22 protein-coding genes are annotated in these 22,772 nt (G+C 63.4%); 5 read left to right on the forward strand and 17 right to left on the reverse strand.

All coding sequences use genetic code 11. The features are described 5' to 3' along the window. Positions 1 to 55: 55 nt before the first annotated feature. The 7 genes from AC1ZQA_RS06555 to AC1ZQA_RS06585 form a co-directional block, all read right to left on the reverse strand. Positions 56 to 991: an XrtA-associated tyrosine autokinase gene (locus tag AC1ZQA_RS06555; protein WP_482679002.1), complete on the reverse strand. Its 936-nt coding sequence runs from the start codon at positions 989 to 991 to the stop codon at positions 56 to 58. Positions 992 to 1,000: 9 nt separating this feature from the next. Next, entirely contained in the window at positions 1,001 to 2,608 is a 1,608-nt protein-coding gene (locus AC1ZQA_RS06560) for an XrtA system polysaccharide chain length determinant (protein ID WP_482679003.1), read from the reverse strand. Between the two features lie 85 nt (positions 2,609 to 2,693). Next, positions 2,694 to 4,844 carry an XrtA/PEP-CTERM system-associated ATPase gene (locus tag AC1ZQA_RS06565; RefSeq protein WP_482679004.1) on the reverse strand — a complete coding sequence of 717 codons (2,151 nt, stop codon included), beginning with the start codon at positions 4,842 to 4,844 and terminating at the stop codon, positions 2,694 to 2,696. An 8-nt stretch (positions 4,845 to 4,852) separates the two neighbouring features. Beyond that, positions 4,853 to 6,514: a TIGR03016 family PEP-CTERM system-associated outer membrane protein gene (locus AC1ZQA_RS06570; RefSeq protein WP_482679005.1), complete on the reverse strand. Its 1,662-nt coding sequence runs from the start codon at positions 6,512 to 6,514 to the stop codon at positions 4,853 to 4,855. A gap of 43 nt (positions 6,515 to 6,557) precedes the next feature. Then, the gene (locus AC1ZQA_RS06575; RefSeq protein ID WP_482679006.1) at positions 6,558 to 7,175 is read right to left on the reverse strand and encodes an XrtA/PEP-CTERM system exopolysaccharide export protein; all 618 of its coding nucleotides are present in this window, start codon (positions 7,173 to 7,175) and stop codon (positions 6,558 to 6,560) included. Positions 7,176 to 7,438: 263 nt separating this feature from the next. After that, positions 7,439 to 8,425, reverse strand: coding sequence for a sulfurtransferase (locus AC1ZQA_RS06580; RefSeq protein ID WP_482679007.1), 987 nt, complete (start codon positions 8,423 to 8,425; stop codon positions 7,439 to 7,441). A 29-nt stretch (positions 8,426 to 8,454) separates the two neighbouring features. Further along, entirely contained in the window at positions 8,455 to 9,219 is a 765-nt protein-coding gene (locus AC1ZQA_RS06585) for a DUF6969 family protein (RefSeq protein ID WP_482679008.1), read from the reverse strand. Between AC1ZQA_RS06585 and AC1ZQA_RS06590 the strand changes: the two genes are divergently transcribed. After that, entirely contained in the window at positions 9,218 to 9,499 is a 282-nt protein-coding gene (locus tag AC1ZQA_RS06590; protein ID WP_482679009.1) for a hypothetical protein, read from the forward strand. The genes AC1ZQA_RS06585 and AC1ZQA_RS06590 overlap by 2 nt on opposite strands. Positions 9,500 to 9,639: 140 nt before the next feature. On the opposite strand, the gene AC1ZQA_RS06595 is transcribed toward AC1ZQA_RS06590, so the two are convergent. Then, the gene (locus tag AC1ZQA_RS06595; protein WP_482679010.1) at positions 9,640 to 10,248 is read right to left on the reverse strand and encodes a YeeE/YedE thiosulfate transporter family protein; all 609 of its coding nucleotides are present in this window, start codon (positions 10,246 to 10,248) and stop codon (positions 9,640 to 9,642) included. Then, entirely contained in the window at positions 10,245 to 10,754 is a 510-nt protein-coding gene (locus AC1ZQA_RS06600) for a YeeE/YedE thiosulfate transporter family protein (RefSeq protein WP_482679011.1), read from the reverse strand. Before AC1ZQA_RS06600 ends, AC1ZQA_RS06595 begins: the two co-directional genes overlap by 4 nt. Before the next feature lie 427 nt (positions 10,755 to 11,181). Here AC1ZQA_RS06600 and AC1ZQA_RS06605 point away from each other — a divergent pair, with 427 nt between their 5' ends. From AC1ZQA_RS06605 to AC1ZQA_RS06620, 4 genes are all read left to right on the forward strand, one after another. Beyond that, on the forward strand, positions 11,182 to 12,471 hold the full coding sequence (locus AC1ZQA_RS06605) for an NAD(P)/FAD-dependent oxidoreductase (protein WP_482679012.1): 1,290 nt from the start codon (positions 11,182 to 11,184) through the stop codon (positions 12,469 to 12,471). Positions 12,472 to 12,633: 162 nt separating this feature from the next. Next, the gene (locus AC1ZQA_RS06610; RefSeq protein ID WP_482679013.1) at positions 12,634 to 13,440 is read left to right on the forward strand and encodes a sulfite exporter TauE/SafE family protein; all 807 of its coding nucleotides are present in this window, start codon (positions 12,634 to 12,636) and stop codon (positions 13,438 to 13,440) included. Between the two features lie 95 nt (positions 13,441 to 13,535). Beyond that, positions 13,536 to 13,910, forward strand: coding sequence for a PA2779 family protein (locus tag AC1ZQA_RS06615; protein WP_482679014.1), 375 nt, complete (start codon positions 13,536 to 13,538; stop codon positions 13,908 to 13,910). Positions 13,911 to 13,986: 76 nt separating this feature from the next. After that, positions 13,987 to 14,976, forward strand: a complete 990-nt coding sequence (locus AC1ZQA_RS06620) for a PA2778 family cysteine peptidase (protein WP_482679015.1) — start codon at positions 13,987 to 13,989, stop codon at positions 14,974 to 14,976. 19 nt (positions 14,977 to 14,995) lie between these two features. Here the strand turns inward: AC1ZQA_RS06620 and AC1ZQA_RS06625 are convergent, their stop codons facing one another. The 8 genes from AC1ZQA_RS06625 to AC1ZQA_RS06660 form a co-directional block, all read right to left on the reverse strand. Next, positions 14,996 to 15,766, reverse strand: coding sequence for a c-type cytochrome (locus AC1ZQA_RS06625; RefSeq protein ID WP_482679016.1), 771 nt, complete (start codon positions 15,764 to 15,766; stop codon positions 14,996 to 14,998). Next, positions 15,763 to 17,100 (reverse strand): FCSD flavin-binding domain-containing protein, encoded by a 1,338-nt coding sequence (locus AC1ZQA_RS06630; protein ID WP_482679017.1) that lies wholly within the window; start codon positions 17,098 to 17,100, stop codon positions 15,763 to 15,765. The genes AC1ZQA_RS06625 and AC1ZQA_RS06630 overlap by 4 nt, the downstream gene beginning before the upstream one ends. A 5-nt stretch (positions 17,101 to 17,105) precedes the next feature. Then, complete coding sequence (locus AC1ZQA_RS06635; protein ID WP_482679018.1) at positions 17,106 to 17,498, reverse strand: c-type cytochrome; 393 nt, start codon at positions 17,496 to 17,498, stop codon at positions 17,106 to 17,108. A gap of 8 nt (positions 17,499 to 17,506) precedes the next feature. Beyond that, positions 17,507 to 18,742 (reverse strand): hypothetical protein, encoded by a 1,236-nt coding sequence (locus AC1ZQA_RS06640; protein WP_482679019.1) that lies wholly within the window; start codon positions 18,740 to 18,742, stop codon positions 17,507 to 17,509. Position 18,743: 1 nt separating this feature from the next. After that, entirely contained in the window at positions 18,744 to 20,177 is a 1,434-nt protein-coding gene (locus AC1ZQA_RS06645) for a cytochrome c (protein WP_482679020.1), read from the reverse strand. A gap of 370 nt (positions 20,178 to 20,547) precedes the next feature. Beyond that, positions 20,548 to 21,663: an NADH:flavin oxidoreductase/NADH oxidase gene (locus tag AC1ZQA_RS06650; protein WP_482679021.1), complete on the reverse strand. Its 1,116-nt coding sequence runs from the start codon at positions 21,661 to 21,663 to the stop codon at positions 20,548 to 20,550. A gap of 79 nt (positions 21,664 to 21,742) precedes the next feature. Next, complete coding sequence (gene murI / locus AC1ZQA_RS06655; protein WP_482679022.1) at positions 21,743 to 22,549, reverse strand: glutamate racemase; 807 nt, start codon at positions 22,547 to 22,549, stop codon at positions 21,743 to 21,745. Then, positions 22,546 to 22,767 (reverse strand): cysteine-rich CWC family protein, encoded by a 222-nt coding sequence (locus AC1ZQA_RS06660; RefSeq protein ID WP_482679023.1) that lies wholly within the window; start codon positions 22,765 to 22,767, stop codon positions 22,546 to 22,548. The genes murI and AC1ZQA_RS06660 overlap by 4 nt, the downstream gene beginning before the upstream one ends. Between the last annotated feature and the right edge of the window lie 5 nt (positions 22,768 to 22,772).

Here is a 22,772-nt window from a genome sequence, read left to right on the forward strand (position 1 = left end):
CGAGGCGCTCTGGAGGTCGGTGCTCCGAGGGAGGCGTCGCACCGCCCCGGGTCACTCAGTATGCGTAGTAGCCGTAAGGCGACCCCGCCTTGGGCCCGCGGCTCTGGTTGAGCAGGGTGTAGACCATCGGGTGATCCTGCAGGATGCCGAGGGACTGCTGCACCGTGCCCTGGTGGGTGCGTCCGGCCTGCACCACGAACAGGATCTGACCGGCATGCAGCGACAGCGCGCGCGCCTCGGCCGAGGGCAGCAGCGGCGGGGCGTCGAGGATGATGACCCGGTCGCGATAGCGGTGCGCCATTTCTTCGAGCAGCAGGTCCATCGAGGCGCTGGCAAACAGCTCGGTGGCCTGCGCGTTGGACGTCCCCACGGGCAGCACCGCCAGCTTGGGCACATTGGTGGCCAGAATGAGATCGGACAGATCGAGATCGGGGTGGAGCAATTTGTCGATCAGCCCCTGCGCAGGAGGGATGCCAAGCCGCTCGAGCAGGGAACTGCGCGAGGGGTCGGCATCGACCAGCAGCACGGTGTGGTTGAGTTCAGCGGCGATGCTCATGGCAAGGTTGGCCGCAACGAAGGTCTTGCCCTCGCCAGGCAGTGAACTGGTCACCATGATGAGGTTCGGCCGGTCGATCTTGCCCGCGGCGGCCCCGGTGATGTTGCCCAGCAGCGGACGCTTGATGACGCGAAACTCATCGACCAGCAGGGACCGGGTCGCGTGCGGCACGATGTAGCCCAGCGCTGCCAGCTTGTTGAGGTCGATCTCCACCTGCTTGGAGCGTGTGCCCATGTCCTGCGGCTTGGCCTCTTGCGGCGCCGGTTCTGCCTGCTTGACCGCCGTCGGCAGCGGGCGCACGCTGGTCGATTGCTGCGGTACTGCTGTCGCGGGCGCGGGTGCGCTGTCGGCGTTTGGGGTTGCGGCCCAGGGCACGTCCACCCCGGCGGCGCGGAGTTCCTCGAGTCGTTTGACGGCTTGTTCGATGGTGCTCATGGTGTTCCCTTAAACGCTCGCCAGTCGGGTGAAATGCGCCCAGACGGCCCAGAGCAAACCGATCACGATGATGCCGGCAACGCTGAGGGCCAGATTCAGATTGTTCTTCCTGTCCTGGCTGATCACGTCCGGCGAATTCAGCATGGAAATGCTGCCAAGCACCGGCCGGTCGATGGTTTCGCGCAGGTGGCGCGGGCTGTGGAAGGTCGGCATCACTTGCGACACCACGAAACTGGCGACCACGCCACACACCAGGGAGAAAACTACCAGCAGCGCGATCAGCATGGGCTTGCTGGGAAACAGCGGGTGCTGTTCCACCCGCGGCGGATCGACCACGCGGAACACCGCGAGCTGCGACGAGGCGTCCACGCTTTGCGTGAGTCCTGCAGACTGACGGCGGGCGACGAGGTCGTCGTAGCTCTTGCGGATGACGTCATAGCCGCGCATCAGGCTGGCGTACTGCTGGTCGAGCGCGGGCATCTGTCCGGCCTGGCTGCGCAGCTGGTTCAGCCGCGATTGCGCTTCGGCCACCTGGGCCTGCAGCGAGGCCACATTGGCGTCGGCCTGGGCGACCTGGACGCGAAGCTGCTGATAGGCCGGGTTGGCGGTACTGAGCAGATTGCTGGTCGGAGCCTGCGCAGCAGCCTGGGCTGGGTGCTCCGCAGCGGCCTTCAGACGGGATTTCTTTTCCGCCTCCAGCCGGGCCAGGGTCTGGCGGGCGCTGATGACGTCGGGATAGTCGTTGGTGTAGCGCTGAAGCAGGTCGTCGAGCCTGTTGCGCTGGGTCTGGATCTGGCGCTCGATGTCAAGAACATCCGCAGGAACCGTCTGGCCGGATGGGGTGACCGCAGCGGGCCCCACGTAGGGTGAGGTGACCGTGATGGTGGGCGACTCGCCGCGCATCTGGCCGGCGATGGCGTTGCGCGCGGCGATGGCGGCACTGAGTTGCCCCTGCATTTGCGAGAGCTGGTCGGACGCCTGGTTGACGCGGGTGTAGTAATCGACATTCGCCGCCCCCGAGTAGCCGGGGTGAGCGGTCTTGAAGTCCTTGAGCTTCTGCTCGGCGGCGCTGAGCTGGCGGCCGTAGTCGGCCACCTGGGCGTCAAGAAAGTTCAGCGCCTGCTGCGTGTCCTGCTGCTTGCCGCCGATGCCGGAGGTGAGGAACATGTTGACCAGATCGCTCACCACGTGGAGCGCCACCTTGGGGTCGGGGTTGGCATAGCTGACACTGTAGAGGTTTTCGCGGGCATTGATGTTGAGCTTGAGGCTCTTGAACAGCTGATCGACGGCACGGTTCATCGCGTCGGGCTTGCCGTCGTTGGGCGCGAGATTGTTCTCGCGCACCAGCCGCTCGAGGTTGGGACGGGCGAGCAGGGTGCGCGCCACCATGGCAACCTGATCGTCGATGTTGGGCTGCACCGTGAGGCCCTGCATCAGCGGCTTGAGCAGGGTCTGCGTGTCCACATAGACCCGCGCCGAGGCCATGTAGCGCTCGTGAAACAGGGCCACGCCGACCCCGCCCAGAACAAGCACGACCCAGGCCGTGATCAGCCCGATCCAGCGCCTGTCCCACATGCCGGGCAGGAGGTTGAAAAGTGGGCGCAACAAATCGTTCATGGCATGGCCTTGCGGAAAGAGAGCAGGGGCGGCGCGAGCCGTCCATCGTGCGGGCAGTCTGTGAATGGGGTGGGATGGGCAAGCATCATGCCTGAACCTCCAGGGTTTCGAGAACCTGGTTTTCCCATTGGGTCATCAACCAGGTTTCCAGCGTCTGGGCGATGCGCTCGGCAGCCCCTCCATCGCAGCCGAGCGGATTCTGGCGGAATGTCTGGTCGCCTTCCAGAATGTCTCCCATGGCCTGGAAGATGCGCCGGAAATCACGCCCGACCACCAGATTGCTGCCGAGCTGGATGGTCTGGCTGCGGGCGCAGTATTCGCTCAGGGTCAGGCAGGGCACGCCCAGATAGGTGCTGGCGTCCTGAAGATTGGGACGGTCGGTCAGCAGACAGGTGGCCGGCTTGAGCAGCGCCAGGGTCTGGCCGTAGGTGAGTTCCGGCACGCAGGCCACACGCGCGCCCCGCAGGGAATTGTTCAGGCCGTACTGCAGCATGCGGCTGTGAATGTTCGCGGGCACAGGCCAGATCACGGGGAGGATGCGACTGAGGCGCTTGGCATTGGCCAGCATGTCGATCATCCTCTCGCGTGACGCGGCCCACGCGGTATCCTGCAGCAACAGCAGGGCATAGCCCTGGGTGTTGGCGAGATAGGTCTTGGGCACGCCGATGTCCGGGGCAAAGATCCGGGGGTCAGGGAGACTGCCCAGCGCCTGGATGAGTGCGTCGGTTCGCAAATTGCCCACCACGCGGATCGAATCGGCCGGCACGCCGTCATGCAGCAGCGGCGCGGAGGAGTCCGGGCCGATGAGCAGATGGAGATCGGCCAACTGGTCGATGAGGATGCGGTCGATTTCCTCGGGGTCTGCGCGCTGGCCGTGGCGCAGACCCGATTCGATGTGCGCGAGAGAACGGCCCTGCCGCTTGGCAACCAGACCGGCCGCCAGCGCGGCGTCACTGTGTGAGAAGGTGAGGACGGCCGCCGGACGGTAGGTGGCGAAAATCTGGTCGAGCCAGTTCACCCAGGCGGCCAGCCCGGGCTGGGTATCCTGCGCGTCCGGCAGCAGCGCCAGATCGATGTCGGCGAGCGCCGCATCGCTGGCAACGACCGATGTGGAGAGTTGCTCCAGCCCGACCAGGAGCGGCAGCGGCAGCCCGGAATGGGACTTCATTTTCTGCATCAGGGGCTGCAGGGCAATGCGATCTTCCAGTGACTGGGTGATGCAGAGCAGCGGCCCGGGCTCGCCCGGCTTGGGCGGTGCGGGCGCGCGGGTGAGGGCCTCGGCAACATCGCGAAGAATGGGCAGGCCCGGTGTGGAGTCGTCCTCTTTGACGTGCGTTGCAGGCGATGCGGAGCCAGGGCGGTGAACCGGGGCCGTGATGGTGGGTGCCTGCGGCTCTGCGGGTTCGGCCGGATGCAGCAGGCCACCGATTTCCTCGCGGATTTCCCGGGCGACGGTATCGGCTCGCTGGGCGTCGATCTGGTCGGTGTTGTCGAGAAAGGCGGAGAGCAGCAGGCGGTTGCACAGCATGTTGATGCGCCTGGGCAAGCCGCCCGTCCAGTTGTGAACGGCATTGAACGCCGCATCGTCGAACTGCGGCCTGCCGGTCCATCCGACCCGCTTGAGGCGATGGAGGATGTAGGCGCGGGTCTCGTCGGCGTCCATCGGCCCGATATGGCAACTGGCGATGATGCGCTGACGCAGTTGCTCCAGATTGGGGGCGCGCAGCACGTCGCGCAACTCCGGCTGTCCGACCAGATAGCTTTGCAGCAGAGCCCGGTTGCCATACTGAAAGTTCGACAGCATGCGCAGCTCTTCAATGGCTGCGGAGTTGAGGTTCTGCGCCTCGTCGATGACCAGCAGCGCACGTCTGTTCTGCAGCATCAGGGTGGTGAAGTGCGCTTCTATGGCGGCCAGCAGTTCGGCCTTGGAAGTGTTCTTGGACGGAATGCCAAACGCGTTTGCCACCGCGCGCAGCAGGTCGTCGGCTTCGAGCTGGGTACTGACGATCTGTGCGGCGGCAACCTTGGCAGGGTCCAGCTCGTTGAGAAGGGCGCGGACCAGCGTCGTCTTGCCCGCACCGATCTCGCCCGTGACGATGATGAAGCCCTCACCCTGCATCGCGCCGAAGCGCAGGTATTGATGGGCGTAGTTGTGACCCTTGCTCTCGAACAGAAAGCTGGGGTCTGGGTTGAGCTGGAAAGGCGGTGCGCTCAGGCCGAAGTGTGCTGCGTACATGGCCGGAATCAGAATTGATGCGTCAGACCCGCGTAGATCGCCGACTCGTTGGCGTTCAGGATGCCCGTATTGGCGGTGTCGAGAAGCTGCCTGCGGGCGCCAAGCACCAGGATGGTCTGCGGGGAGAGCCGGCGATTGATCTGCACGATGAAACTGGTCTGGCGGGTGCTGACGCCTTGGTTGAGGCCAAAGCCGGTGCTCAGCGCGCGCAGCACGCCGACGTTCAGGCTCATCACCGGACTCAGGCGTCGGCCATAGCTCAGCCCAATGCCGTTCTGAACATAGTTGGCAGAGGCGATGAGCAGGTTGTTCAGGGGCGGCGAACCCGGAAGAACCAGGTCCTGCGTCTTGGTATGGAACAGGGATGCCGAGTAGCTGTTGCGCTCGGCCAGCAACACGGCCGTTGCGGTGAAGGTGTCTTGCAGGGTTGCCGACTGGGTGTAGTAATTGATGGCGTTGGGCAGGGTGGACGGCAACCCGGTGACCGCCAGCAAATTTTGCACGGCGCGCGCGCGCGCCGTCGGGTCAGGGTATTGCGACGCCAGCATGCCGTCGAGCAGGGTGGACAGACTCACGCCCGAGGGGATGGTCTGCAGGCCCGCCAGGAAGGTCGAGGGGCCGCGATTCCAGTTCATGCGCAGACTGAGCCGCTGGATCTGCTGCGATGCATTGATGTTCCAGCCCGTGCCGAAGAAGCGCCGCTCGACCACGCCGTCGAGCCGGGTGAACACGTTGGGCCGCCAGTCGGCCTGCACGCCGTAAATGCTGTGCCCGAGGCTGGCGTAGGACGTGGAGTAATGCTCGTAGCCGCCAATGAGGCCGGCCTCGACATGTGGTGTGAAGGCATAAAGGCCGCGAGCACGCACAATCTCGTCGCGCACTGTCAGTGCCCCGCTCGTGGTGTAAACCGTTTCTTCCTGTCTGGCGTCCAGACCCCAGCCCAACGGGGTAGGGCGACGATCCAGCTGGACGGACTGCAGGCCATAGCGGCCATTGCTCAGCGCCTGCCCCGTCTGATTGCCGCTGATCCGCGTCCAGATGTTGTCGCTGCGCGCCCGCAGCCGCAGATCGTCATTGAAGCGATGGTCGATATAGGGGCTGACGCGATACTGCGTGGTCGTGTAGGTCGCCGTTCCGGTCGACTGGGTCGGGATGGTGAGCAGGGCATTTTGTTGCGAGGTGATGCCCGCATCGAAATACAGCCACTGGTCCACCAGCCGGGCGCTCAGCCCCAAAACGCCCGATGGCAGCACCGTATTGCTGTAGGAGCCCCGGGCGTAATACTGCCCATTGAGCGCAAAGTTGCCGTAGGTGCGCAGGTCCGGGCCCTCGGTCTGAAACGCGATGCCTGGAGTGACGCTGATGATGGTGTCCGACCTGGCCGGTGTGGCGGTGCCGAAATAGGCATTGCTGGTCTGCACCACGGACATGCCGAGAGTGGGCTGGACAAAATTGCCGCGCGGAACGGTGGGGGCACTTGCCCCGGCCAGAGGTGCCAGAAGGCCACCGCCCTGCGTGTCGCCGCCGTTGATTTGCTGCGGAAGGCCCACCCCGCCAGGCACCGTGGTGTTAAGCCCGGGGATGGTTTGCCCATGAGCCGATCCTGCCTGCAGCAGGCAGAAAGCCAGCGGGGTCAGCGCGAAGAGGACGGTGCGGCTTTTGGTCTGCATGGCTGGGGCGGTTCGGTGGGTTCAGGAGGGCGTTGCGGCAAGGTCAGAACATGCTCTGCGGAATGATGATGACGTCGCCCGGTTCGACCGGCACATTCGCCGACATCTGGCCGCGCTTGAGCAGGTCGCCGAGCCGGATGCTGTAGGTCTTGCCGTGGCGCTCGAGGATGGCCGCATTGCCGTCGGCAAATTCGGTCAGGCCGCCGGCTGCGATCATCACGTCGAGCAGGGTCATGTTTTCGCGGTACGGAATGGCGGTCGGGCGTACGGCCTGGCCGACGATTCGGATCTGCTGGTTGTACGGGCCATGAAAGCCCGTCACGACGACGGAAACCACCGGGTCACGCACATATTTTGACAGTCGCGTCTCGATTTCCTTGGCAATCTCGCCCGGCGTCTGCCCTGCTGCCTGCACATCCGGGGCCAGCGGCGTGGAGATCTTTCCGTCCGGGCGCACCTGGATCGACATCGACAGGTCCGGATTGCGCCAGACGTTGATATTGAGCGTGTCTCCCGCGCCGACCTTGTAGTGATAGGCCTCCTGGTTGACCTTGCTGGGCGCTGGGGGGTAGTTGTTCACAGCGCAGGCCCCCAGCAGCAGCGCTGCGAAGGAGGCAACGGCCATGCGCCAGAGACTGGTACGGGAATTGCGGATAGACATGCTTGACCTCAGTGGAGTCGATGGAAGGATGAAACGACCACCAGATTGTGGAAGGCCAGTGTCGGTGGCACAAGCCCTTATTTGATCGGGTTTTGCGTCGGACAGGCTGTGAAATATCTCACGGCTTCTTCAGTCAGAACTGTGCAGACGACCTTTCCGTGACCCAGCTCGTGCGTTTCCCGCCTGAATGCGGGGGATCAAACGACAACGCCCGGGAGGGCCCGGGCGCTGAAGAGGTGCCGCCGAGGCGGCGTCAACGTGATTTACTGCGGCAGTCCAACCGTCGGGTTGCCCAGGTTGGTCCACTCGATCATCGAGCCGGTGTAGAGCTTGGAGTTCTTGTTGCCGAGAATTTCGTGGGTCACGAACCAGGCGCCAGAAGCCAGGTGGCCGGTGTTGCAGTAGGTCACGGTTGGGGCATCGGGCTGGATGTTGAACTCGGCGTAGATCTTCTTGTAGTCGTCTGCGCTCATGAACTCATGCGCTGCGCCAACCGGCTTGACGATGGCGTCGGTCGGGAAGGAGCGTGCACCCGGCAGATGGCCGCCGGTCTTGTTGATCGGCTTTTTCACAATGCCGAGGAATTGAGCGGTCGGGCGGGCATCGACAAACTGATCCTTTCCGCCTTGCAGGCCTTCCTTGACTTGCTGCATGGTTGCCAGAATGGCCTTGTCTTCTGCGCCAGCTGTCCAGTTGCCCTTGGCGGGGGTGACCTTGTCGGTGGACACCGGCAAGCCAGCCTGAATCCAGGCGTTCACACCGCCGTTGAGAATGGCAAGCTTGTCGCGCGGCTCACCGAAGTAGCGCAACTGGAAATACAGGCGGGTGGCCATGTCCATGGAGTCGACGCTTTCGCCCGTGGGCACGATGACGATGGGCTTGTCGGTCTTGTTCAGGCCGGCATCATCCATGGCCTTGGTGAAAAACTCAGCGGTGGGCAACTGGGCCTTGATCTTGACGCCATCGACCGTACGCTCTTCGCGGATCTTGCCAAAGTCCACAGGAATGGCGCCTGCAATGTGACCGCCGGTCTTCACCAGGGTCTTGACCTTGGTCTTGGGGTCCACCTCGAACTTGGGTTCTTCGGTGAAAGTCTTCGGCTCATCGCGGATGTCGATGATGGTGACCGCGTCCTTGTTGGCGTTGAGCCATTGGGGCGTGACCAGCGGGCCAGGCAGGGTGACTGCTCCGGCGGTTTGTGCGGCGGCGATGGCGATGATGCTCATGCCGATCAGGTGCTTCAGTTTCATGTTGGCTCCTCGTTTGGATTGGTCGAACTTCATGTTTCAGGGCGTGTACCCGCCCGGCTCTTGCGAGCTGCTGCTGAGGGCGCATCTGCGCCCAACTCCTCCAACGCAACAATCTGCGTCGAAAAATCAATACGGCACTGGCTGAGGATGTGGGTGCGTCGGTCCTCAAGCAAGTGGGTGCGTCCGCGTTCCATCAGTGCCCTGGCACGCGCGTCGCGCATGTGGGTGACTAGATCGATCTGCGGGCGGAAAAAATTCAAGACGGCATCCAGCCACTTTCCGACATTGTGCGGTCTGGCGTCCTTGAGCGCGGTCTGCCGCGCCAGCGTGCAGACGCGATCGGCATCTTCCCAGCATTCTGCGGTGACCCATTGATTGGTCGTGAACACACGCAACGGCATGCCGCGCGCATCAACCGACAGCCCTGCGATATGGGTATAACGCTGGTCGGATGGACAGTCGGCACGGTTGTTTGGGGCAAAAACATGGAAATGACCATGCTCTGCTGGCATTCTTTGGGCAGCAGCGTGCGCGTGGTAATAAAACAAAGCCCCGCTGCGGCTCTTGGCATCGCGCGGGGGGTAGTGCTCCCACTCGACAAATGCTGCATTTCCGATGATTTCGGAAATCACCGTCTTGCCCTGCTGCAGCAGGGACTGCGTGGCCTCGAGCGCCTTGAGGCCGGAGGCGTACAGATCGCTTCGCTCTTGGGGAGCCAGTTTGCGCAACAGGTCGACGGTAAAGCGTCGGCCTTTCGGCGCGTGGCCAGACAACAGGGAAGAGGACTGGGTCATGGATGAACATGGCGCAGCACAAGCACTGCGCCATGTGGTCAAGTCAGATTACTTGGACGGCGCGCAAGGATTGCTGCTCTTGGAAGGAGCGCAAGGGTTGCTGCTCTTCTTTTCCATCTTCTTGTCCATTTTCTTGGAGGGCGCGCAAGGATTGCCGCTCTTGGAAGGAGCGCAGGGGTTGCTTGCTGCCTGCGCGACACCAGTGGCAGACAAGCTGGACAGCGCTTGCGGCATGGGAGCGACGACGGCCGCAGCAAGGGCCAGGGCGGGAAGAGCTTGAGACAGTTTGATACGGGCTTTAGCCATGTGGAACTCCTGATGAGTGGTTAAAAAAGTGGGTCAGCGAATCCAGGGCAACCGGTACGGCCCTGTACATCAGCAACGTATGGACAGGGCCGAGCGCTGACAGCGCGGTGCAATTTAGCTGTTTTGTGGAGCAAACGCGCCAGAAGATTTGTTGCTGGTGGCCTTGCGCGCAGACGTGCCGGTGCGTGTGAGGTAGCCCACAATCACGAGCACTGCGAACAGCAGGCCCCAGACAGCCCAGGCCGGGAGATGTAGGAGTTGCGGCAATGTCAGCCCATCCGGCCCTGTCTGCTTCCATGCCCAGCCTTCGATGGAACTGAACACGGAATTGAACCCCAGGGTGCCGATGCCAATGCCCAGCAGGAACAGCAGCCCGTCGATCTTGCCAGACATCAGTGCGACGACCGATGTGCCGGGGCAGTAGCCCCCGACCGCCATGCCGATGCCGATGCCCACGCCACCCAGTGTGGTGCCCCAGAGCATGACCGAGGGGATGAACATGTTGTCAACGGCAATCAAACCCAGACCCTGCAGGAGATACAGGCCCCCTGCCGATACGAGAATGGCCGTGAACATGACCTTGAACACGGCCCAGTCCTTGAAGCGCAACTGTGCAGTGAGCTTGCAGCCGCTGCCGAAACCGGCATTTTCGAGGATGTAGCCGAAGATCAGGCCGAGAATGATGCCCGATACCGGGCCGGTGTATCCAAGAGGGAAGCTCATTTCCAGAGTCCTTTCGTCAGTTGGCCAAACACGGCGCCAGCAATGAAAAAGCCGATCAGGAACAAAAAGCCGGCCGCAGCCAGGGTGGCAGAACCGGAGAGTCCCATGCCACTGGTGCAGCCCAGTGCCAGGCGGGCTCCAAAACCAGCAACGATGCCCCCGATGACAGCAAGGATGAGTCGCAGGCTACGCCCGGCCTGGGTAGGCCCGTCGATCTGCAGCTTGAATCGGCCCGCCAGCACGCTGCCGATCAAGCCGCCGATCGCCAAGCCAACGACTTCCCAGACGATCCAGCGGTTCAGGCCGACTTCAAACAGGTTGTGCAGGTAAGTATGAGCCGCAACCGTGTTGGGATCGACCTTGCCTGCAACAGCAGCCGTGGCCAGGGTGGTCGCCCCGGTGACGCCATAGCCATTTCCAGTGACCAGAAATGTTGCCAGAAGTCCCAGACCCAGCAGAACCCCGGCAACATAAGGGTTCCAGAGAGGACGAGGTGAATTGCGCATGAATTGGCTTCCTCCAGGTGGTGTGCGGCGACATCTGTGTGTGCAACCGCCGTGTTGATCGACTGATCAACTTGTCTCAAATCAAGTATAGGAAAGATTTCACGATGCTTCCGGGAGTATTAGGGTTTTTCCAGACTAGGACTAACACCGATGCGTCCTTGAATAAATTGCGTTTAATCAATGTTATTTGGCAAGCCTGAAGGGAATCCCCGAGGTGAAAGGGGCTGTATAGATATGCTTGAATACTCGAGAGGAGGTCGTCGGTCCTGTCGGTGAGGTGTTGCACCGGCGAGAGTTCTCTTCCTCTACCGACTGGAAGATGGCATTTCGGACGCGTGAACTCACACGCGTCGCTGGATGAATCTGATGTTGTCGAACGCCGCCCGAGCGCATTCGGGCATTGACTTGCACACCAGGAGACCAGGGTATGGCACATATCGTTGTTTTGGGCGCCGGGATTGGCGGCATGCCAGCGGCCTACGAGGCGCGTGAAGCGCTCGGTAAATCACACAAGATCACGGTCATCAATTCCGTGGATTACTTCCAGTTCGTGCCATCCAATCCCTGGGTGGCGGTGGGCTGGCGCAGCCGGGATGAGGTGATCTTTGCAATCAAGCCCTACCTGGAGCGCAAGGGCATCGATTTCATTGCCAAGGCGGTGACCAAGATCGAGCCGGAGAGCAACACCTTGACGCTGCAGGATGGTGCCAAGGTCAATTACGACTATCTCATCATCACCACCGGCCCCAAACTTTCGTTCGAGGAAGTGCCGGGCTCCGGGCCGCATGGTGGCTACACCAATTCGATCTGCACCATTGATCACGCAGAAAAATGCTACGCCGACTACGAGAAGCTGGTGGCCAACCCGGGGCCGGTCATCATCGGCGCAATGCCCGGTGCGAGCTGCTTCGGTCCGGCCTATGAGTACACCATGGTGCTCGACACCGCGCTGCGCAAGAAGAAGATTCGCAACAAGGTGCCCATCACCTATGTGACCGCCGAGCCCTATATCGGCCACCTGGGGCTTGACGGCGTGGGCGACTCCAAGGGCATCATGGAAAGTGCATTCCGCAGCCATGACATCCGCTGGATCACCAATGCCAAGACCACCAAGGTGGAAGACGGCAAGATGTTCGTCGATGAACTCGACATGCAGGGCAATCTGGTCAAGCAGCATGAATTGCCGTTCAAGCACTCCATGATGCTGCCGGCCTTCAAGGGGGTCGATGCGGTGGCGGCGGTGGAGGGGCTTTGCAACCCGCGCGGCTTTGTCATCGTGGATCAGCATCAGCGCAGCCCGAAATACAAGAACATCTACTCCGCTGGTGTGTGCATTGCCATTCCGCCCACTGGCCCGACCCCCGTGCCATGCGGCGTGCCCAAGACGGGTTACATGATCGAATCGATGGTGACCGCGATCGTGCACAACCTCGAGGAAGAACTCGCCGGCAAGCAGCCGACGCACCGCGGCACCTGGCAGGCCATCTGCCTGGCCGACTTCGGCAACACCGGCGCAGCGTTCGTGGCCATTCCCCAAATCCCGCCGCGCAACGTCAACTGGTTCGGCGAGGGCAAGTGGGTGCACCTGGCGAAGATTGCCTTTGAAAAATACTTCATCCGCAAGATGAAGAAGGGCAATTCCGAGCCGATCTACGAGAAGTACATGATGAAACTCATCGGCATGGAGCGTCTGCTGCACCCGGAACGCAAAAACTGATTTCTTTCGTTTCGCAAGCCGCCCGCAGTCGTGACGGACTGCGGGTTTTTTTTCGCCCTGCGCTGCGGCACGCGCGAGCAGGATCGGGTCTGGCCAGTTAGGCTCTCGCGCACTGGCCGGTCAAGTCCGGCGGTTTCGTGAGCGACGCGCAAAGAGACGATGATGCTGCTTTCCCTTGTGATCTTTTTATTGGCCGGTGCCTCGGCGGGATTCCTTGGCGGTCTGCTGGGTATCGGGGGCGGACTTCTGCTGGTGGCCGCACTCAGTTTTGCCCTGCCAGCGCTGGGGATTCCGGCCGATGAAGTCATTCATGTGGCCGTGGCCACGTCGATGGCCAGCATTGTGCTCACGTTCATTTCGTCGGCGACCGCGCACATCCGCCGAGGCGGCGTGCTGTGGCCGAGCTGGCGCTGGCTGGCGCCGGGGATGGTGCTGGGCGGCTTTGCCGGCGCGCATCTGGCACAGATGCTCAGCGGTCAGGCGCTGCGCTATGTCATCGCGGGATTTTGTGCGGTGATGGCCGTGCAGATGGCGATGGGCAAGAGCCGCAAGGTTGCCGAGGGTCAGGAGCATGTGCCGCGTTCGCCCTGGCTGCTGCCTTCGGGCATCGGCATTGGTGCGGTGTCGTCAATCGTCGGGATCGGTGGGGGGTCGATGACGGTTCCTCTGCTCGTCGCCCTCGGGGTCAAACCTGTCAAGGCCGTGGCAACGAGCACGGTGTGCGGGCTGGCAATCGCGATTTCCAGCGCACTGAGCTACATGCTGTCGGTCCATGCGCCGGCGCATCCGCTTCCGGCGGGTTCGCTGGGTTATGTGTTTCTGCCGGCAGCCGCCTTGACCGCTGTGGCCTCGATGGCGCTTGCGCCCTATGGGGTTCGGGTGGCGCACCGCATTTCTGGAGCGTCGCTCAAGCGGGTGTTTGCAGCGTTCCTGGTGTTCGTCGGCGTGTTGATTGCCATGGGCGGGTAGGCGCGCGGTGTGCCGTTAAACTGCACCGTGCGCCAACTGGTTCCGTTTTTTGGTGGGCGCTTGCTGAAATACTCCACACTTGAAAGGGCCGAGGTATGTTTCCTTCCCAAATTTCCCGTCAAATTCTTGTGGCGACCCTGGGCGTCAGTTTGATGGCCGCAGCACCGGCTGCGCGCGCAGAACTGATCGGTACGCAGCAACTCACAGAGTCCACTGCGCAGGACTCCGGGACCTTTGCAAAGGATCGCGCAACGCTGGACAGTTTCATGGCACGTGCTGACGTGCAGGCCAAGCTCGAACAAATGGGTTTGAGCCAGGAGGTCACCCAGCAGCGTCTGGCGGCGCTCAGTGATGCAGAGGTGGCGCAGCTGGCCGGCCGGATCAACAGCATGCCCGCAGCCGGAGCCCTGGGATTCCAGGAGATGGTGATCATTCTGTTGGTCGCGATCCTGGTGGTTCTGGCTCTATGAACGCCCTCCGAGGTGAAAGGCGTTCGGTGCGCTTCGGGGGTTTTCCCTGCTGCGACCGGACCTGATGGAGTCTGGCTTGCGGATTGCACGTCGTCTGAGTTTGACGCTGAGCCTGATTCTGGGCGGCTGTGCGGCGCTGCCGCCCGGCATGCTGTCCACCGCACCCCTGCAGTTCCAGCATGGGAAGCTGGTCGATGCGCCCGAGGGGCTGCCTGCCGCTGCCCATGTGGCGGGGGTGCCGTTTTTCCCGGATGACAGCCACTATTGCGGCCCGGCATCGCTGGCCTCGGCCTTGGTGTTCAGTGGGGTCCAGATCGCGCCCCAGCAGTTGATTGCGCAGGTGTTCACCCCGGGGCTGGAGGGCAGTCTGCAGTTCGACTTGCTGGGGGCCGCGCGCCGCGCAGGGCGCATCCCGATTGTGTTGCCGCCCAGGCTGGGCGTGCTGTTCGCCCAGGTGGCTGCGGGCTATCCGGCCGTGGTGCTGCAGAAGGTTGGTCTGGGCGCGCGTGACTGGCATTACGCCGTGCTGGTCGAGTATGACCTGCCTGCAGATCGTGTGACCTTGCGTTCCAGCACTGCACGGGACCTGCAGCTTTCGATCGAGCAGTTCGATCGATCCTGGGCTGCGGGAGGTCGATGGGCGTTCATCACCATCCAACCTGGACAGTTCCCGCCGGACATCGCCGAGCCGCGCTATCTGCATGCGGTGGCGCCGCTGGAAGGTGTGGCGCCAGAGACAGCGCATGCGGCATACGAGGCGGCGCTCAGGCACTGGCCTGCGTCCTGGATTGCAATGATGGGGCTGGGCAATCTGGCCTACGCACGGAAGGACTACCCACGTGCAGCCATTCATTTTGCCCAGGCGGCGCGGTTGCAGCCCCAGGATGGTGATCCGATGAACAATCTGGCCCAGGCCTTGCTGGCGGCCGGAGACTGGAAGGCCGCGCAAGGGGCGATCGATGTGGCGTTGCGACTGGACAAGCCGCATCCTGAGGTGTATCGCAGCACCGCGGCGCAAATCGCCAAGGCCCGCGCCGCGGCCCTGAGCGAGAGTGCCGCGCCGTGAACCAGCGGCGCAGGGGCGATCAGTCGGCCTTCGCCGTGCGGCTTTGCCCCAGGCTGGCGTAATAGTGCGCGATCAGCAGGGTGTCGGCATCGCTCAGGCGCTTGCTGAACTGGCTCATGCCCTTGTACACATCGTTGTGGCGTTCGCCACTGTGATACAGGCGCATGGTGCGGATGAAATAGTCCGTTGTCTGACCTGCGATCGCCGGGGTCGTGCCCTTGCCTTCACCGTGCAGACCGTGGCATGAGGCGCAGGCGGTGATCAGGCGGCTGGCATCTCCCTTGCGCACGAGTTGCTCGACGCGTTTGTGTTCCGCAGCGCTCAGCGGGGCGGCGAGCGCGGCTTGTGCCTGCGGCGCGACCGGCCTGGGCAGGCTGGCGTAATAGGCCGAGACATCGGCAATCTGCTGCGGCGTCATCAGGCGGGCGATGCTGGTCATCAGCCCGGCGCGTTCGTCCTCATCGCGCAAGCCACTGCGATAGTCGAGCAGGATCTTTGCGGTGTAGTCAAAGCGCTGCCCGGCGACGCTGGGCCAGTTCATGGTGGAGGCATTGCCGCTCGCGCCGTGGCAGGATGCGCACATCATGGCGTCGTGCACGTTCTTCCCGGCGGCGGCATTGCCGCTGGGTAGTTCCTTGAGCGCGGTTTGCAGGGTGACCGGGCTCCACGGCTGGATGGTCGCTGGGGCGTGCTCGCTGGCGTGCGCAGGGGCAGCCAGGGCCAAACCCGTGGTCAGCCATGCGGCTGTGGCGAGTGCGCGCCAAGTGTTGAGGATGGATGCGGTGCTCATGCGAAGATGTCCTGAGTGAAGGCCTGGATCCAGGCTTGCTGATAGACGGCGGACAGGCGGATTTGCGCGGGTGTGGCATCGAACGGCAGGTAACGCGCCTTGTTGACCCGGCCGATCTTGCCGTCGTCCTTGATCTTGAACACGTCGGCGACGAACAGACCGTAGTCCTTGCCGGCCAGGGCGTAGCAGGTGTTCTCCCACACCGGGGTGCCGGAACTGCGGCCTGCAAGCTGGTCGGTGATGACCCGGGCAACCCACTTGGCCTGCGTGTTGGCGGAAAAGCCGGACTTGGGCATGGCGTCGGCCACGCTGGCATCACCGATGACATGCACGTCCTTGTGGAGAGTGGACTCGAACGTGGTGCGATGCACCGGGCAGAAGCCGCTGTCGTTGGTCAGGCCGAAGTCGAACGCAATCTGTCCGGCGACCATGGCCGGGATGATGTTGATCACATCCGCCTTGATCGCGCCGCCCGCAGTGTGCAGGGTCATGGTCTTGGCATCCAGGCGTTGCGGAGTGCCGCCGGCCTTGGCCTGAATCCACTCCAGCGCGCAGGGCTTGCCTGCCGGCAGCAGCTCGGCCTTGATCTTGCTGCGGTATTCGGCTGGCGGTTGAAAGCCATAGAGACGGTTCCAGCCGAGCATCGCGGTTTCGTCGGTGACGAAGCTGTCCTTCGGGTCGGCGATGATGACCTTGGCGCGCGGGTTGTGCTTGGCAAACCATTCGGTCATCAGCGCAGCGCGCTCGTAGGGACCTGGCGGGCAGCGATAGGGGTTGGGCGGTGCGGCCAGCACGAAGGTGCCGCCATCGCGCATGCCCTGCAACTGTTTGGCCAGCAGTGCAGTCTGCGCGCCGGCAATCCAGCCACTGGGCACCTGGGTTTCGGCGAGCTGCTCGCTGTAGCCCGGCAGGCTCTCGTAGCGCAACTTGATGCCGGGCGAGACGATGAGCTTGTCATAGGCCAGCACCTTGCCGGACGCCGTCGTGACGGTCTTGCGCACCGGGTCGAGGCTCTTGGCCGCGTCGAACACGAAGGCGACGCCGTGTTTCTGTTGCAGGGCGTCATAGCGCACTTCAAGGGCCTGCATGGTGGCATGCTGGTTGAGCACTTCGCTCGAACCGTAGGGACGGATATAGACCGGATTTTTTTCGATGACCGTGACCTGCAGGCTGGGGTCGGCCATTTTCAGGTACTTGGCGGCGGTGGCGCCGCCGACGCCACCGCCGATGATGACGATGCGGGCAGACGCCTGGCCCGCGCGGACGATGGCGGGGAAGGCGCCCAGCCCCAGGGAGGCGGCGCCTGCGAGCAGGAATTGACGACGTGAGTGCATGATGTTCATTCCGGTTTGACCTTGGCAAAGTAGCTCGCCATGGCGTCGATCTCGGCGTCACTGAAGCCTTCTGCCACGTGGCGCATCAGCGTGGCGGGGCGTTTGCCGCTGCGAAAGTCGTGCATGGCCTGCACGAATTGCGCCTTGGGCATGCCGGCCAGGGGCATGAAGGCTGCGCTTTTCAATTGACCTTCGGTGCCATGGCAACCGGCGCAGGTCTGCGCAATTGCAGCGCCGCTCGGAGGGGACTTGGGTCCGGGGGGCAGCGCAGCGGGTACGACAGGTCCGGGTGCCGCAGTTGCGGCAGCCGGAGCAGCGAAGACCGGGGCCGTGGCACCAAGCAGACCGATGGTGAACACGATGCCGATCAGGATGAGGGTGAGGTGTTGGAGTCGCATACAAATCCTTAACGCGCCCAGACAATGAAGCCAACGACGAAGAACTGGACGATCCAGATGCCCACCAGCCATATCGAAGCGGTGCCGATGCGGTCGATGGCGGGTGAGGGGGTGTAGATCTGGCCCTTGGGGGTTTGTCCCACCTTCCACGCGATGGTGAGAAAGTACGCCAGGGTGCTGCCACCGATCAGTGCGAACGTGGTGAAGAACAGGATGTTGCTGTACCAGTCGAGATGCACGGGGTAGGTGAACACGTCATAGCCGTGTACGCCCTGCAACACGGTGTAGCGCAGCACTTCACGCAGCGCAGCCACGGCGATCAGCGCCACGGCGCCCAGAGCAAACGGTGCGTAGCCCAGCGAGGTGTTGAGCGTGCGCTGACCCAAGAGGGTGGGCAGAGCCACGGTGAGCAGCAGCAGCGCGACGCTGAGCAATACCACGGGCGAAGTGGCAAAGGCGGCGATGTTGGCGGGCAGCGTGGCCATCCAGCCGCCGAGAAACACCAGTGCGACCACGCCACCGAGGTTGAGCATCTTGCCCGCCAGATTGCCGACCCATTGCAGGTAGGCGGTATCAGCCAGCTGACCTGCGCCGAGATAGCGGCGATAGGCAAAAAGCCAGGCACCGGTCACTGGGGCGGCCAGGGCGATGAAAAAGCCGAAGCGCCACAGGTTGTAGTCGTGCAGGGTGTGGCCGCGCGGATCGATCACCCCACCGGGTGCATACCACTGCATCCACTTTTCCGGGCTGAGCATCTGGTTGGTGAGCACATGCATGATGAAGCCCACCACCAGAAACAGCGCCAGTGCCGCCACCATGCTCCAGCCCGAGCGCACCGCGTGCTGCGGATCGTCCAGGTGATGGTTGCGGCTGTAGAAGTAGTACAGCGCCATGTAGCCCGCGATCAGCAGCACGATGAAGCCCACCACCCACCAGGCCGACAGCACGTTGCTGGTGTACCAGAATGGGTCGTAGGTCACTTGCACGAACAGCAGCGGGGCCACGCCGAGCACCACGGCCACCGACACGGCGATCTTGGCGGTCGTGGTCATCGCTGCGGCCAGGCGCCGCCGCATCGGGTTGTTGCTGAAGGCATTGGCCAGCACCAGGGCGGTCCCACCCAGCATGACGTGGACCGCGGCGATGTGCAGGGCGAAAGTCAGCACGCCCAGGGTCAGAAAGATGATCGGATGCGAAGGCACGCCTGCGACATCGCGCAGGGCATAGAGCATGTCGGAGTTCATGTCAGCGAACCTCCTCGGTCAGGGTTGCGGGCATTGCGGCAGTCTTGCCGGCTTGCGCCAGAGCCGCCTTGTGCTGGAGATGGGCGACTGCGGCCTGCGGCTGCTTCATGTGCACGATGAATACCGCCAGCGCCTCGGCCTCTTCGGGCTTGAGCGGAATCATCGGCATGTACATCGTGGTGCCGGTGGACAGGGCGCCGCGCAGATAGGCTTCGACCTCGCTGACGCTGGTCGTTCCGCCGAAATACTTGTGCAGCGGCCGCATGCCGGTGTCGCTGAGCGAGTGGCAGTTGGAGCAGGTGGTCAGCGCCAGCGATTCACCGACCTTGAGCATGTTGTCCGGTGAGACCACGCGCAGGTTGTCCGGCAGGAACACTTGCGTCTTGAGAAAGCCATGTGCTTCCAGCAGCGGGATTTCGCTCTTGATGCTCATGCCGGGCACGTCGCGGCCGATGACCTGGTTGGAGTACACGTATTGCCCGGCCACCCAGGGCTTGCGGATGGATTCGCGTGCCACTTCCTCGGGCCAGAGACCAAACAGCAGAATGGCCACGGTCGCGGTCGAGGCCCCCCAGACCACAAGGGTGCGCGACGAGATCAGCGTCATCACAAAATACGCCAGGATGCCCAGAAGCACCGTGATGATGGCCGGCTGGAAGTACGCGGGCAGGCGGTTGTCCATCACCAGATGCGCAGTTTCCGGCAGGGTGCGGATGTACCACTGGAACAGCGCAGCGCCGGTGATCGACGACACGATGCCCAGCCATGCCAGCTTGCGCGAGATTTCCCGCTTGAACGCCGGATCGGTGATGCGCGCTGCGACAATGCCGCCGACGACCGCCGTCATGGTGAACATGAACGCGGTGCGCATCGCAAGCTGGGCGAAGGTGTTGCTGCCGTAGAACCCGTTGAGATAGCCGCCTTCGGCGTACCAGATCTCCTTGCCCGGCACCATCATGAACGACAGGATGCCCAGGATGATCAGCATGGTGGTGTAAGACGCCATGCCGAAGATCACGGCGATGCGCATGTGTGTGCGCTGATCCACCCGGCCCACCAGGTAGATGACCAGATAGACGCCGACCACCTCGATGACGAAGAACACCCACTCGGTGGCCCACTTCCATACAAAGCTGTGGATCAGCGCCGAAATGCCGCGCGGGCTGGCGATGGTGGTGGTGTACCAGATGCCGGGGCCGGTGATCGACCCGATGACGTACGAGAACACCAGCAGGAACATGCCGTACTTGCGGATGTAGTCCAGCAGCTGCGGCTGATTGCGGCGGTAGGCGATGACCGCCAGATACGCAAACAGTATGGCCGCGCCCACCGAAGTGTGCGATGCCAGCACATGAATGGTGGCCATGATGCCGACGACCCAGCCACTGCCCACACCCGGTTCATACCAGGTGGGATAAAGCCCGACCCAATCCATCTCGACTCCTTGTCTTGGTGCGATGTGCACCACAATGTTGCCAATAGCGACAATTTGTTACTGGCTGGAGTATCGGCAGACGCTTGGAGTAGGGATTTGATTTTTCGCAAAGAGCAAATCGAGACTTGCAGGTTTTTCTATGTGTGCGTGACAGCAGTCACAAACCGCTTTTCAGCCCTGAAAAATCAGGGTTTACGCGGATTGCGGAATTTCGGCTGAATTTCGGCACGCGCCATTCGCCACGACACATGGCATTGACCTGATTTGATCGGGCGCAATCTCGCAATTGCCGACTTACAGTCAGCCATGACGGCGCAACAGGCCGGCGCAAACTGCATGCCCCAGGACGGGGCGTGGAGGCGGTTCGGTTTCAGCGCTGCCCGATGGCAGCGTTGGCAAAGACGCCCCGCGCCTCGCGCGGCTCGCTGCGCCAGTACTGCGGCGGCACCTTGACCTGGGCGCCGAGCGCGGCGGCGGCTTGCCAGGGCCAGTGCGGATTCCACAGCAGGGCGCGAGCCAGTGCCACCAGATCGGCGTTGCCGTCCTGCACGATGCGCTGCGCCTGCTCGGCCTCGGTGATCAGCCCGACCGCGATGGTCGGCAAGCCGGTGGCGGCGCGCACGGCGCGGGCGAGTGGCACCTGATAGCCAGGGCCGACGGGGATCTGCTGTTTGGGGGAGAGTCCGCCGGACGACACGTCGATCCACGCGCAGCCGCGTGCCTTGAGCGCGTGCGCAAAGGCGAGGGTCTGTTCCAGATCCCAGCCGCCGTCCACCCAATCGGTGGCGGAGACGCGCGCACCCAGGGGAATCTCGGCAGGCAGTGCGTCGCGCACCGCGTCAAAGACTTCCAGCGGATAGCGCATGCGGTTGTCGAGACGGCCCCCAAAGGCATCGTCGCGCTGGTTGGACAGCGGCGAGAGGAACTGGTGCAGCAGATAGCCATGCGCGCAGTGCAATTCCACCGCCTGCAGCTTGAGCTCGGCCGCGCGCAGGGCGGCTTGCACAAAGGCCTTGCGGATGCGTTCCAGTCCCGCCGCGTCCAGCGCCTGTGGTGCGGCTTCCTGCGCGCCATGCGGCAGGGCGGAAGGTGCCACGGTCGTCCATCCGCCCTGCGATGCCGGAAGCAACTGGCCACCATCCCATGGCCGGGCGCTGGATGCCTTGCGCCCGGCGTGGCCGAGCTGAATGCCGATGGGCATGTCGCTGACACTGCGCACATCGTCCAAGACCGCACGCAGCGCCGCCACATTGTCCGGCGAGTACAGGCCCAGGCAGCCGGGCGTGATGCGGCCGATGTCTTCCACGGCCGTGGCTTCGATGAACAGCAGGCCAGCGCCACTTTGCGCAAGCTGTCCAAGATGCACGCGGTGCCACGCCGTGGCATTGCCGTCGACCGCGCTGTATTGACACATGGGGCTGACGACGATGCGGTTGCGCAGCCCAAGGCGACCAAGGGCAAAGGACGAGAACAGGGTGGAGGTCATGGACGTTGTGCAGACAGCGCGTGAAAAAGCCCTCGCATTTTCGCCAGATCTGCCAAGCTCTGCAGGGCAGGGTCGCCTGTCAGGCAGCGGGCGGGGGAAAGGCGGCAGCAAGCCCGTGGTGAAACTGGGCATCTTCCAGCCCGCACAGCGCGGCCACCCGCCGCAGCACGGCGACATCGCCGTTGGAGTAGAGCTGTGGCGGAGCGGCGGCGCAGGGTGTGCCGTGCGTCCAGAGACGTGCGGTCTGGCGCGCCACGGGCTCGGCGGTGTCGAGCAGATGCACCTGCGCACCGAGTTCGTTCTGAATATGCGCGGCGACCAGCGGGTAATGGGTACAGCCAAGTACCACGGTGTCGCAGTGGGCGGCGCGCAGCGGGGCGCAGCACTGGCGGATCAAGGCGCGCAGGTCGGGGGCCTGCAAATCACCGCGCTCCACCGCGTCTGCCAGGCCAGGACAGGCTTGCAGCACGGGTTCGGTTTGCGTTGCGTGGGTGCGCAGCAGGCTGCGGAATTTGGCACTGCGCAGCGTGGACGGGGTGGCCAAGACCCCGACGCGTCGGCTCTGGCTGCGCGCCAGCGCGGGTTTGATGCCGGGCTCGATGCCGACGAAGGGCACGTCGAATTCCGCCCGCAACGCGGCAATGGCCGCCGCAGTCGCGGTGTTGCAGGCGACGACGATCAGACGTGCGCCCGCGTCGATCAGAAACCGAGTGATCGCGCGCGAGCGCTCCAGAATGAAGGCATCGGACCGGTCACCGTAGGGCGCGTTGGCGGAGTCGGCGACATAGAGGAAGGGCACGCCGGGCAGTTGCGCACGCAGCGCGCGCAGCACGGTCAGGCCGCCCACGCCGGAATCGAACACGCCGATGCTGGCGGGTGGGCTCATGGTCGACGGGATGACGTTGTGGTCTCGACGGTTGCGCAGCGCTGGCAAATGCAGGCTACCCCGCGACAGGATGCGGGAATGTGCGCCAGGGTTTGCGGCGCGATCTGTACGCTGCTGCACCAGCACGGCGTTCCTGCAGGTTCGCCATCCACCAGCGTGCACCCGTTCGGCTCGCCGCACAGCGGACAGCGCGCAGGGTCGCAGGCCGGTGCTGTCATGGCAG

This window comes from Thiomonas sp. DCM-2, assembly GCF_056820905.1.

Excerpts from the sequence above, each read along its gene's own strand:
- AC1ZQA_RS06555 (WP_482679002.1), bottom strand. The coding sequence starts at position 991 with ATGAGCACCATCGAACAAGCCGTCAAACGACTCGAGGAACTCCGCGCC.
- AC1ZQA_RS06560 (WP_482679003.1), bottom strand. The coding sequence starts at position 2,608 with ATGAACGATTTGTTGCGCCCACTTTTCAACCTCCTGCCCGGCATGTGG.
- AC1ZQA_RS06565 (WP_482679004.1), bottom strand. The coding sequence starts at position 4,844 with ATGTACGCAGCACACTTCGGCCTGAGCGCACCGCCTTTCCAGCTCAAC.
- AC1ZQA_RS06570 (WP_482679005.1), bottom strand. The coding sequence starts at position 6,514 with ATGCAGACCAAAAGCCGCACCGTCCTCTTCGCGCTGACCCCGCTGGCT.
- AC1ZQA_RS06575 (WP_482679006.1), bottom strand. The coding sequence starts at position 7,175 with ATGTCTATCCGCAATTCCCGTACCAGTCTCTGGCGCATGGCCGTTGCC.
- AC1ZQA_RS06580 (WP_482679007.1), bottom strand. The coding sequence starts at position 8,425 with ATGAAACTGAAGCACCTGATCGGCATGAGCATCATCGCCATCGCCGCC.
- AC1ZQA_RS06590 (WP_482679009.1), top strand. The coding sequence starts at position 9,218 with ATGGATGAACATGGCGCAGCACAAGCACTGCGCCATGTGGTCAAGTCA.
- AC1ZQA_RS06585 (WP_482679008.1), bottom strand. The coding sequence starts at position 9,219 with ATGACCCAGTCCTCTTCCCTGTTGTCTGGCCACGCGCCGAAAGGCCGA.
- AC1ZQA_RS06595 (WP_482679010.1), bottom strand. The coding sequence starts at position 10,248 with ATGAGCTTCCCTCTTGGATACACCGGCCCGGTATCGGGCATCATTCTC.
- AC1ZQA_RS06600 (WP_482679011.1), bottom strand. The coding sequence starts at position 10,754 with ATGCGCAATTCACCTCGTCCTCTCTGGAACCCTTATGTTGCCGGGGTT.
- AC1ZQA_RS06605 (WP_482679012.1), top strand. The coding sequence starts at position 11,182 with ATGGCACATATCGTTGTTTTGGGCGCCGGGATTGGCGGCATGCCAGCG.
- AC1ZQA_RS06610 (WP_482679013.1), top strand. The coding sequence starts at position 12,634 with ATGCTGCTTTCCCTTGTGATCTTTTTATTGGCCGGTGCCTCGGCGGGA.
- AC1ZQA_RS06615 (WP_482679014.1), top strand. The coding sequence starts at position 13,536 with ATGTTTCCTTCCCAAATTTCCCGTCAAATTCTTGTGGCGACCCTGGGC.
- AC1ZQA_RS06625 (WP_482679016.1), bottom strand. The coding sequence starts at position 15,766 with ATGAGCACCGCATCCATCCTCAACACTTGGCGCGCACTCGCCACAGCC.
- AC1ZQA_RS06630 (WP_482679017.1), bottom strand. The coding sequence starts at position 17,100 with ATGCACTCACGTCGTCAATTCCTGCTCGCAGGCGCCGCCTCCCTGGGG.
- AC1ZQA_RS06635 (WP_482679018.1), bottom strand. The coding sequence starts at position 17,498 with ATGCGACTCCAACACCTCACCCTCATCCTGATCGGCATCGTGTTCACC.
- AC1ZQA_RS06640 (WP_482679019.1), bottom strand. The coding sequence starts at position 18,742 with ATGAACTCCGACATGCTCTATGCCCTGCGCGATGTCGCAGGCGTGCCT.
- AC1ZQA_RS06645 (WP_482679020.1), bottom strand. The coding sequence starts at position 20,177 with ATGGATTGGGTCGGGCTTTATCCCACCTGGTATGAACCGGGTGTGGGC.
- AC1ZQA_RS06650 (WP_482679021.1), bottom strand. The coding sequence starts at position 21,663 with ATGACCTCCACCCTGTTCTCGTCCTTTGCCCTTGGTCGCCTTGGGCTG.
- murI (WP_482679022.1), bottom strand. The coding sequence starts at position 22,549 with ATGAGCCCACCCGCCAGCATCGGCGTGTTCGATTCCGGCGTGGGCGGC.
- AC1ZQA_RS06660 (WP_482679023.1), bottom strand. The coding sequence starts at position 22,767 with ATGACAGCACCGGCCTGCGACCCTGCGCGCTGTCCGCTGTGCGGCGAG.